Below are 9,359 nucleotides of genomic sequence, written 5' to 3'. Positions count from 1 at the left end.
AACGGTTAAGCAGTCCCAGACAAAAGACATGGAGGTGAAGTTTCTTGAGCACTGCCTGTGCGGAGATTGAAAATACCTCCCAGGTAATCGTTCCCCACGGGGTGGCTATTCTGGAAGGACCTGTACGAAGCGATTATCTGGATCTGCTAGCCTTCGATGAGAAGTTGAATAATTTTCGCCAGCCGGACAAACAAAAAGCAGCACTGAAGGAAATTGCCGGTCTCCCGGAAGGTATGGTTTATATTGTTCGAGCAGGGTTAAAGGTAGTTGGATATGTAACATTTCTACCGCCCGATCGTTACAGCCGGTGGAGCAAGCACCCGCGGGTGTTGGAACTGGGAGCTATTGAAGTCAGCCCGGACTGGCGTGAATATAAACTGGCCAGGAAGTTACTGGAACTGGCTTTTTCCAACCCGGTGTTCGAGGAATATATTGTAATAAGCATAGAATTTTGCTGGCACTGGGACCTGAGGAATACGGGCCTTGATGTATGGCAATATCAGAAAATACTCACCAGGCTTTTTGGCTCGGTCGGAATGCAACAGGAACTTACGGACGACCCGGATATCCTGGAACATATAGCCAACGTACTCATGGTTCGCTACGGAAAGCGAGTACCCCAGGAAGATATTGAGCTATTCAAGGAAATGCTCTTTATGGGAAAATAAATCAATAATAAAACCTCTCCCGCTGGTGGAAGAGGTTTTTTGGTCTACTTCAGGCTGTAATTCGGAGCTTCCTTTGTGATGACCACATCGTGTGGGTGACTTTCCCGCAAACCTGCTGGTGTGATGCGCATGAACCGGGTTTTGGTTTTAAGTTCGTAGATATTCCGGCATCCGCAATAACCCATACCGGCGCGTAAACCTCCGATAAGCTGAAAAACAGTTTCTGACAGTGGCCCCCGGTAGGGAACGCGTCCCTCCACTCCTTCTGGAACCAGTTTGAGCTGGTGCTCCTGAAAATAGCGGTCACTGCTGCCTTCCTTCATCGCCCCCAGGGAACCCATCCCCCGGTACACTTTATAGCTGCGCCCCTGATAGATTTCAATTTCCCCCGGGCTCTCTTCCGTCCCGGCAAACAGGCTGCCAATCATTACCACATCCGCCCCGGCAGCTATGGCCTTGGTAATATCCCCGGAGTATTTAATCCCGCCATCGGCAATAATGGGTGTATTATGCGCCATAGCCTCCTGGGCACATTCATAGATAGCGGTAATTTGAGGTACTCCTGCACCGGCCACTACCCGCGTGGTACAGATGGAACCGGGCCCGATACCTACCTTCACCGCATCTGCGCCAGCCCGGATCAAGTCCCGGGTTCCTTCGGCAGTGGCCACATTACCCGCAATTACAGCAACCTCCGGGTACTTGCGCTTGATCCTGGCTACAGTTTCCAGTACACCCTTGCTGTGTCCGTGAGCAGTATCCACTACAATGGCGTCCACGCCGGCACGAACCAGGGCATCCGTGCGTTCTTCCGTGTCAGCACTCACCCCTACTGCCGCAGCCACCAGAAGGCGTCCTTTCTTATCCTTGGCCGACAGGGGATACTGCCGAGCTTTTTCGATATCCTTGATGGTTATTAGCCCCCGCAGGTTAAACTCGTCATCAACAATGGGCAGTTTCTCCACCTTATGCCGGCGCAAAATTTCTTTGGCCTGCTCGAGGGTTGTCCCCACCGGAGCCGTAATCAGGTTGTCCCTGGTCATTACTTCCCCTACCGGTTTGCTGAAATCCCGCTCAAAACGGAGGTCACGGTTGGTCAGGATACCGACCAGTTTACCATTAACAGTTACCGGCACTCCTGAAATACGATAACGTTCCATCAACAATAAGGCTTCGCTGATGGGGCTCTCCGGGGAAAGGAAAATGGGATCGGAAATTACCCCGTGTTCTGAGCGTTTAACCCGGTCCACTTCCAGTGCCTGCCGTTCAATGGACATATTCTTGTGAATTACCCCTATCCCGCCTTCCCTGGCCATGGCAATGGCCATACGGGATTCAGTAACTGTATCCATGGCAGCGCTCATCAGGGGGATATTTAGCTTAATATCCCGGGTGAGGTAAGTGGTGGTATCAACATCCCCGGGCAGCACCTCGGATTTCGCAGGAATAAGCAGAACATCATCAAAAGTGAGGCCGAATTTGGCAAATTTTTCTGGGTACAGCATAAATCCCTCCTCATTGGCTTGCCTTTTTTATATTCGTCTATTATAGCACAACAAGGCCCTTCTGTGCGTGAAAGAATAGTTAAATTTTTTAACATAAAATACCATGGTCCTGGGCCAACAGAAAATAGCGACCCAGGACCTTTTTTCAACAGGACCACTTATAAATTTCTCAAGTTTGTAATTCTGCCTTAAACTAGCGGAATGAACGTCAGTACAAGCGGGAAACAATACTGGTGAGGAGGTGTTGCCGCATGCCAGAGCGTGAAAACAAACTATTGGTACCGGCAGCTGACTCCCACCTGGATGTTCTGAAATACGAGATAGCCAGCGAACTGGGGTACCCGTTGCATGTTGGTGAACGTGTTGCCACTCCCCAGAACTGGAACCGCATCCTGGACCAAATGAAGTACGAAATAGCCCGGGAACTGGGACTCACTACCCAAATTAAAAACGGTTACTGGGGAGACATAAGCTCCCGGGCCTGTGGCGCTGTGGGTGGACGTATAGGCGGAAAACTCGGCGGCAATATGGTCCGGCAGATGATTTTGCTCGCCGAACAGAGCCTGATCAGGTAGTATTGGCCGGGAGGTTGAGACACCTCCCCCTTTTTCTGCCTAATCCTGCCCCATGACCGAATCGATACCATATCGCTCGAAACGGTCGCGAAGATGGTAAATCAATTTTTCGGTCACCCCAAATTCCGCAGCCATCTCCGCATCGCTCTTACCGTCTTTTAACCCTTCTATAAATTCATCGAAATCTATACCTGCTTCCGCGGTCTTTGCTTTAAGACTTGGTTCGGTACTCCATGGGACACGGGAACGGTTATATTCCTCCACGGTAATCACTCCCCGTTACTCTCTTTTTATATTTTCCCATGGTTAAAATTTTTTATGACTGGTACCGGCAAATTCCCTTAACGACGGTTGGGGTAAGAAATGATCTTTTTTTCCCAGGTACGAAAGACCACATGCTTATCGTCCCGGAATACCATATAGCGTGGTAAGAGCGGGGTTTTGCCCAACCCACCCGGAGCATTGATGATATAGGTCGGCACTGCCAGGCCCGAGGTATACCCTCTCAACTTTTCCATGATCTCAAGACCCTCATCCACGGAAGTGATAAAATGCCTGGTTCCCCTGACCTCTTTAGCATGGAAGATGTAATAGGGACGAACGCGGATGCGTAAAAGGGTCTGGTTAAGTTTTTTCATTACATGGGGATCATTATTAACTCCTTTCAACAATACGGCCTGATTACCCAGAACCACACCTGCTTTAACCAGGCGATCACAGGCCTCCTTTACTTCTGGTGTAATCTCCAGGGGGTGATTGAACTGCGTATTGATGTATATAGGCGGGTGTTTTTCCAGGATTGCACACAGCGCCGGTGTAATACGCTGGGGCATGGTAACGATGGCCCTCGTCCCCAGGCGTTTTATTTCAACGTGGGGAATAGCATCCAGTTCGCTCAGTAACCAGTCCAGGCAGCGATCGCTTAAAAGGAGGGCATCACCGCCGGTAATCAGCACATCACGTATTTCCGGGTTCACCCGGATGTAATCCAGCGCCGCCTTGAGGACTTCTCTGGGCTGGTGCCGGTCTATTTCCCCGATATTGCGACGTCTCTGGCAGTGGCGACAATACATGGCACATTGATTGGTTACATTGATAATCAGGCGGTCGGGGTAACGCCGGGTAATGGCCGGTGCCGGATTGGTAAAAGCCTCGGCCATGGGATCCTCGCTACCACCACTATCGTTTAACTCTTCCTGCTGGGGCACAGACTGCAGCCAGATGGGGCCGCCCGGACGGTCAACAGCCAGCAGGCTGGCGTAGTAAGGAGATATTGCCCACCGGAAGCGTTTTCCCACCTCATCAATATTCCGCTGTTCTTCAGGCGTTAAGTCCACGATCTGGCTTAGCACATCCACACTGGTAATTCGGTGGGCCATTTGCCAGTGCCAGTCAGCCCACTGCTTCCTCCCGGCCTTGAAAATAGCCAGGATTTTATCCCGGGCTGCCCCCACCTCCTCTGCCAGATCAAGACCGGTTAATATCTTATCCTTAACCTGCAGGTAATCGCGAATCCGCTCTCTCAGCTCGCGTGCACGCTCAAGAGAAATCCGACGTCTTTCTTCAAGATCAAACCCAGCGGGGGGCATTGGAAAAATTGCCATTTCAAAACCTCCTTTACAGAAAATTTTAAATAGAAACAGAAAAACCCCGGGGCTTTTCCTGGGGTGGAAGACAATAAACAACAACCCTACCCGGCACAGGGACAGAAAAATACCCCGTGCCTTCCCGGGCAAAATGTCCTCCCTTCCACGCTTACGAAGTTAGCTGACGGGTTCGGGTTGAAAGGATAACCCTACCCCCGGGAAACCGGTAAATTAGAAATTCAAAGCCTGTTTGATAATTTACCTGATCTCCAGGGGGATTCACCCCAGGAAAAATGGGTCCTCCGCTTCTTTTGGGTAAAGAATTAAGCGTTCAGGACATAAATATTTATTTTAATTAATTAAAATTGTATCATCTAGAGAGCAAATTGTAAACATTATTTGAGAATATTAACAATTAGGTTCTTGTCCAGTCAAATGGCTTTTACCCACCGGCCTTAGAGCATCCCATAAACGGCGGATAATCCTTTCCCCAATACACTGGTGGGCCGGTGTCCCATCGGAACGAAACATTTCCTGATAAGGGATAACCAGAGTGAAATAATTATCCGCATCAAAATTACCGAGCAGGTCAACCTTTGCCTTCATGTGAATGCGTAAACAGTTTTCTTCGTTCACAAAGATCATCTCAATATGTTTAATGTGGCGAAAATCCTCCGGCGTACCCGGACCAGAACAAAATTTAAAAACCTGCTGCCGGGAGGCAGACATCAAACCACAGGAGATAAAACCCAAATGGCAGGCAAGGGCTTCCCATACGGCGGTGATGGCTGGTGAAGGCTTTATGGTGAGTTCGATCAGGCGCGTAATATCGGGGAGAAAGGCAACCACGACCTGCACACGTAAAAAACAACGTTGGTGATCACTGCTGATAGCCAGGTTAGAGGGCAGGTGCAAGGTAAAAGGTAGTTCCAATACTTTGTCCTGATTTACAATAACTTCCCCGGCGATTCCCATTCTGGCCACAATCTCATTATGTGAGTGGCGGTTCTTCTCCCTTCCCTCCCCTTCGTACCATTCCTCCAGTAATTCCAGCTTTATTCCTTTGATGCGCCGGGAAGTTCTTTCTGCTTTCAACAGAACTTCCCCATGCACCGTACCTCCCTGAACATACTCAGTAAACGGTAAGCGTACATCGAGAAACAGATCCCTAAAAACTCTCCCCTTTATGTTATCCCAGAATCCCTAGTGCTCCCACCCTCCCCCCCAACGAACTGGTCTATTGTTAATAATTCGCTCTAAGAACAGGTAATTCCTGCCGCGGAATCAGTGAGACTGTAGACCTGACTTAACAATTCCACTGTGTGCACTACGGGTATAAAAATACCTGCCTGGTTGAGACCGTACTCAATTTGCAAACGGCAGGAAGGACAGCCCGTAACGACCGTTTGCGCTCCTGTAGCCTTTATATTTTCCACTTTACGTTTGAGTATTTTCATGGAAAGCTCGTAGTGGGTCAAACAGAAAGAGCCCGCCGAACCACAACACCTGTCGCTCTCAGCCATTTCCTTGAGAGCAAGACCTGGAATAGTGGCCAGAATTTTTCTTGGTTCCGACCATACACCCTGACCACGTTTCAAATGACAGGGGTCGTGGTAAGTGACAACCAGAGGCAGTTTCCCGGCAGGATCCCTGAGGTCAACTGTATGCGCCAGAAAATAAGATATATCCTGGACTCTACGACTGAAGTCCCATGCGGCATCTCCTCCAAGCAACTCTCCGTAACTCTTCAACATCTCGCCACAGGTTGCACAATCAGTTATAATGTAATCCACACCTGATTTCATAATACTTTCCACATTTCGCCTGGCCAGTTCATATACAGTCTGGCCGTCTCCGGCCGCCAGAGCAGGCATACCACAGCAAAACTGCTCGGGGAGCACCACCTGGACATTGTTTCCGGATAATACGTCCAGCACGGCGAGACCCGTCTGATGATACACATACCGGGTCATGCAGCCGGTGAAATAGGCTACCAGAAGAGAAGCTTTCTTCAGCGTTTTGACATGTGGCCTGAAGGGGGTTACACGTACCGGCGGGAACAAATCTGCTTTCCGGGACAACCGCAGGCCTGTTGCCCTGTAAGCTGCCAGGAGCCTGACCAATAACTCAAGCCTGTGATTATAACGCAAGACATTACGCAGAATAGATTTCTTGATTAAAGAGAGACCCTGTCTTTTCACCGCCTCCTGCCTGGCCCACAGGACGAGCCTGTCCACCCTCACGCTGTTCGGGCAGTGAGCTACGCAGGCCATGCATAGTAAACAGCTATCCATGATCTCCATGAAGCGCCTGGAAAAATTAATTTGACCTTTTATAGCAGCACTGGCCAGCTGTACCCTGGCCCGGGCCACCCAGGATTCGCCTCCCATCTCGGAAAAAACGGGACATACTTCACGACACGACCCGCATTTGCTGCACCGGTTTATATAGTACATAGCGGTAGCGATGTCTCCGCTCAACTGCTCATCCCTCCGAAGATTTTACCCGGGTTCAGAATGCCCAGGGGATCCAGGGCTTCCTTAATCCGGCGCATCACTGCCACCCCTGTTTTGCCAAACTCCATCTCCAGAAAGGGGGCTTTGAGCAGACCTATGCCGTGCTCTCCGGACAATGTACCGCCCAGCGAAAGAGCCAGTTTGAATATTTCCTCAATTGCTGCCTCCGCCCGTTCCATTTCTTCCGGGTTGCTCTGATCTATCAAAATATTGGGGTGCAAATTACCGTCTCCTGCATGGCCAAAAATAGCAATCACCAGATGGTATTTCCTGGCAATCTCTTTGATGCCCCTGATCATAGCGGGAACATTGCTCCGGGGTACGGTGGCATCTTCGGAGATTTTGGTGGGCCTGACCTGTACTACAGCCGGGGAAACAGCCTTCCTGGCCCTCCACAGTTCCGCACCTTCTGCTTCCGTTTCGGCCACCTTCACCCTGACAGCACCGCACTGCTTGCACAGGGCGGCTATGGTGCTAACCTGGCCGGGCAGGGATACTGCCGGACCGTCAACCTCTATCAGGAGGATTGCTTCCACATCAAGAGGTAAACCAGCGCGCAAAAAATTCTCCACACAGCGTATGGTTACATCGTCCATTATTTCCAGTGCGGAGGGAATAACCCCGGCACCGATTATGGCGGTGATGGTACCTGCTGCCTCTTCAATAGTTGTAAAGTCAGCCCGGATGGTTTGCCTGACCTGGGGCTTCGGGATCAGGCGCAGGTTAGCCCGGGTGATGATACCCAGTGTACCCTCGGAACCCACAAATAGCCCACGCAGGTCGTACCCGCTGACATTTTTAACAGTCTGCCCCCCACATTGAATTACTTCCCCGCCGGCCAGAACCACTTCCATCCCAAGGACGTAATCCCTGGTCACACCATACTTCAATCCCCGGGGACCTCCCGCACACTCGGCAATATTGCCTCCTATGGTAGATACGCTGGCACTGGAGGGGTCTGGTGGATAAAAAAGTCCCATTTTTTCTACTGTTTTGTGCAGGTGGGCCGTAATGACACCTGGCTCCACTACGGCCATCATCTCGGCAGGGTCTATTTTAACAATCCTGTTCATCGATGTCAGGTCAATGACCAGGCTCCCTTCCTGAGGCACGGCACCTCCACTCAAACCGGTTCCAGCCCCCCGGGGCACTACGGGAATTCTCTCCTTAGAAGCCAGTCTCATTACGGCCGCCACTTCATCGGTAGACACAGGTCGTACCACCACCCCGGGGACACCGGTCCTGAAGGTGCCGTCGTAGGAATAACAAAGGCAGTCTTCCCGGGTGGTGAGAACCCTGTCTTTTCCTAAAATCTTTATCAGATGTTTAGCCAAATTTTTCATCTTTCTACCCTCTTCAGGGTCAAGATCTCCCTTTATCCTGTTGTCATAAAAATACTACCTAACCTGACCTTGTCCTGCTTCTTTTCTTATTTTCTCATCAGAAGAATAAAATCGCCGCTAAAGTAAGCCCACAGCTCACTTACCCAGAGTTCTCAAAAAGTAAAATTTCCTCACCATAAAAAAACCTGCCCTCAGGCAGGTTCAATTTCCATCAGGCCGTTACTCTAAATGACCGGCTCGACTCCAGAGGTTCCACAACAGTCACCCGGAAGCCGTGTTCAGCTGCCCAGAGAATCTGAGAGGCGAGGCTACCCACATCACCATCCTGGATGGCTCTGGCCGGCAGAGCAAGGGGAAGGCAGAATTCAGGGCGTTCGGCACAACGCAAGCAGACCTGCAGATACAACCTTTCTCCCACGGAACGCAGTGGAGCAATGCGCGTTATCCGCCCATCCCGGGACAGAAGCTCGTCCTGGACCTGGGCCAGCAGGGCATTCAGGTTGGAATCCCACACACCACTGCTGTACATAATAGACACCTCACTTAATGCTCCGGGCTTTCTTTTATTATATTACCCCGGCCAGAGCCGGTAAATCTTCCCCGGCCCAATGACAAAAATGAAGCAGTTAAATGACAGGAGGAAAGTTTAATGGTAAGACATCTCGAGAGCAACTGCATCCCTTTAAAAAAATGGCTTTATTTACCAGATCAATTTCTGTATATATATCTTTGAGAGGGTAATAATACGAACAACAGGGTCGGTAATGGCCGAGCCAAGATTGCTACAGGGTCATAAATGGCTCTGTAGCAGTCGGCCAAAGGTTGATATCGGGTCGTAAAAGGCTCGATATCAGCCGGCGGGAAGATCAATCGATGTGCTGGCAGGCTCGGTAGCAGTCCGAAGGATTGCTACCGGGTCGTAAGGGATATCAATTGATCGAGCTAAGATCGATACAGGTGCCGGAGTATTTTTCGTCGACTTCGACAAAAATAGAGAGGTCTGGTGCAGTCGAGAGATTGCATCAGGCTTCCCAGGTATCTGTACTGGTCGAGCAAAGGTCACTACGGGTCCCGTAATGGTCCACGGTAGCCGAAAGGTTGCCGTGGGCTATGCAGGGATGTGTAATGGCTGTAGCGCAGGTCATTACCGGCTCTAAAAAGAAACC

The 9,359-nt window shown here is 50.4% G+C and carries 9 protein-coding genes and 1 riboswitch; of the genes, 2 read left to right on the top strand and 7 right to left on the bottom strand.

Annotated features, from left to right (window positions below; all coding sequences use genetic code 11):
* Positions 1–44: 44 nt before the first annotated feature.
* A complete protein-coding gene (locus tag ACPLUI_RS07370; RefSeq protein ID WP_424659620.1) occupies positions 45–668 on the top strand; it encodes a GNAT family N-acetyltransferase in 624 nt (207 codons plus the stop codon).
* A gap of 44 nt (positions 669–712) precedes the next feature.
* Here ACPLUI_RS07370 and guaB read toward each other — a convergent pair whose 3' ends face one another.
* Entirely contained in the window at positions 713–2,170 is a 1,458-nt protein-coding gene (gene guaB, locus ACPLUI_RS07365; RefSeq protein WP_424659622.1) for an IMP dehydrogenase, read from the bottom strand.
* 254 nt (positions 2,171–2,424) lie between these two features.
* Here guaB and ACPLUI_RS07360 point away from each other — a divergent pair, with 254 nt between their 5' ends.
* Complete coding sequence (locus ACPLUI_RS07360; protein WP_424659619.1) at positions 2,425–2,748, top strand: small, acid-soluble spore protein, alpha/beta type; 324 nt, start codon at positions 2,425–2,427, stop codon at positions 2,746–2,748.
* Between the two features lie 39 nt (positions 2,749–2,787).
* Here ACPLUI_RS07360 and ACPLUI_RS07355 read toward each other — a convergent pair whose 3' ends face one another.
* The 6 genes from ACPLUI_RS07355 to ACPLUI_RS07330 all read right to left on the bottom strand — a co-directional run bounded on the left by ACPLUI_RS07355 (position 2,788) and on the right by ACPLUI_RS07330 (position 8,722).
* On the bottom strand, positions 2,788–3,012 hold the full coding sequence (locus ACPLUI_RS07355; RefSeq protein WP_424659618.1) for a helix-turn-helix domain-containing protein: 225 nt from the start codon (positions 3,010–3,012) through the stop codon (positions 2,788–2,790).
* A 77-nt stretch (positions 3,013–3,089) separates the two neighbouring features.
* Entirely contained in the window at positions 3,090–4,352 is a 1,263-nt protein-coding gene (gene eam, locus ACPLUI_RS07350; protein ID WP_424659617.1) for a glutamate 2,3-aminomutase, read from the bottom strand.
* A gap of 133 nt (positions 4,353–4,485) precedes the next feature.
* Positions 4,486–4,674: riboswitch (cyclic di-AMP (ydaO/yuaA leader) on the bottom strand.
* Positions 4,675–4,742: 68 nt separating this feature from the next.
* Positions 4,743–5,498 (bottom strand): sporulation protein, encoded by a 756-nt coding sequence (locus tag ACPLUI_RS07345; protein WP_424659621.1) that lies wholly within the window; start codon positions 5,496–5,498, stop codon positions 4,743–4,745.
* 92 nt (positions 5,499–5,590) lie between these two features.
* Positions 5,591–6,814, bottom strand: coding sequence for a (Fe-S)-binding protein (locus ACPLUI_RS07340; protein ID WP_424659616.1), 1,224 nt, complete (start codon positions 6,812–6,814; stop codon positions 5,591–5,593).
* Positions 6,811–8,193: an FAD-binding oxidoreductase gene (locus ACPLUI_RS07335; protein ID WP_424659615.1), complete on the bottom strand. Its 1,383-nt coding sequence runs from the start codon at positions 8,191–8,193 to the stop codon at positions 6,811–6,813. The genes ACPLUI_RS07340 and ACPLUI_RS07335 overlap by 4 nt, the downstream gene beginning before the upstream one ends.
* 211 nt (positions 8,194–8,404) lie before the next feature.
* Entirely contained in the window at positions 8,405–8,722 is a 318-nt protein-coding gene (locus ACPLUI_RS07330) for a hypothetical protein (RefSeq protein WP_424659614.1), read from the bottom strand.
* Between the last annotated feature and the right edge of the window lie 637 nt (positions 8,723–9,359).

Origin of the sequence: Desulfofundulus sp., from assembly GCF_049701015.1 — a bacterium.
Classification (GTDB): domain Bacteria; phylum Bacillota; class Desulfotomaculia; order Desulfotomaculales; family Desulfovirgulaceae; genus Desulfofundulus.
The sequence above is the reverse complement of the archived record's forward strand: the minus strand, read 5'-3'. Positions and strand labels throughout refer to the sequence as shown.

Excerpts from the sequence above, each read along its gene's own strand:
- ACPLUI_RS07335 (WP_424659615.1), bottom strand. The coding sequence starts at position 8,193 with ATGAAAAATTTGGCTAAACATCTGATAAAGATTTTAGGAAAAGACAGG.
- ACPLUI_RS07330 (WP_424659614.1), bottom strand. The coding sequence starts at position 8,722 with ATGTACAGCAGTGGTGTGTGGGATTCCAACCTGAATGCCCTGCTGGCC.
- ACPLUI_RS07360 (WP_424659619.1), top strand. The coding sequence starts at position 2,425 with ATGCCAGAGCGTGAAAACAAACTATTGGTACCGGCAGCTGACTCCCAC.
- eam (WP_424659617.1), bottom strand. The coding sequence starts at position 4,352 with ATGGCAATTTTTCCAATGCCCCCCGCTGGGTTTGATCTTGAAGAAAGA.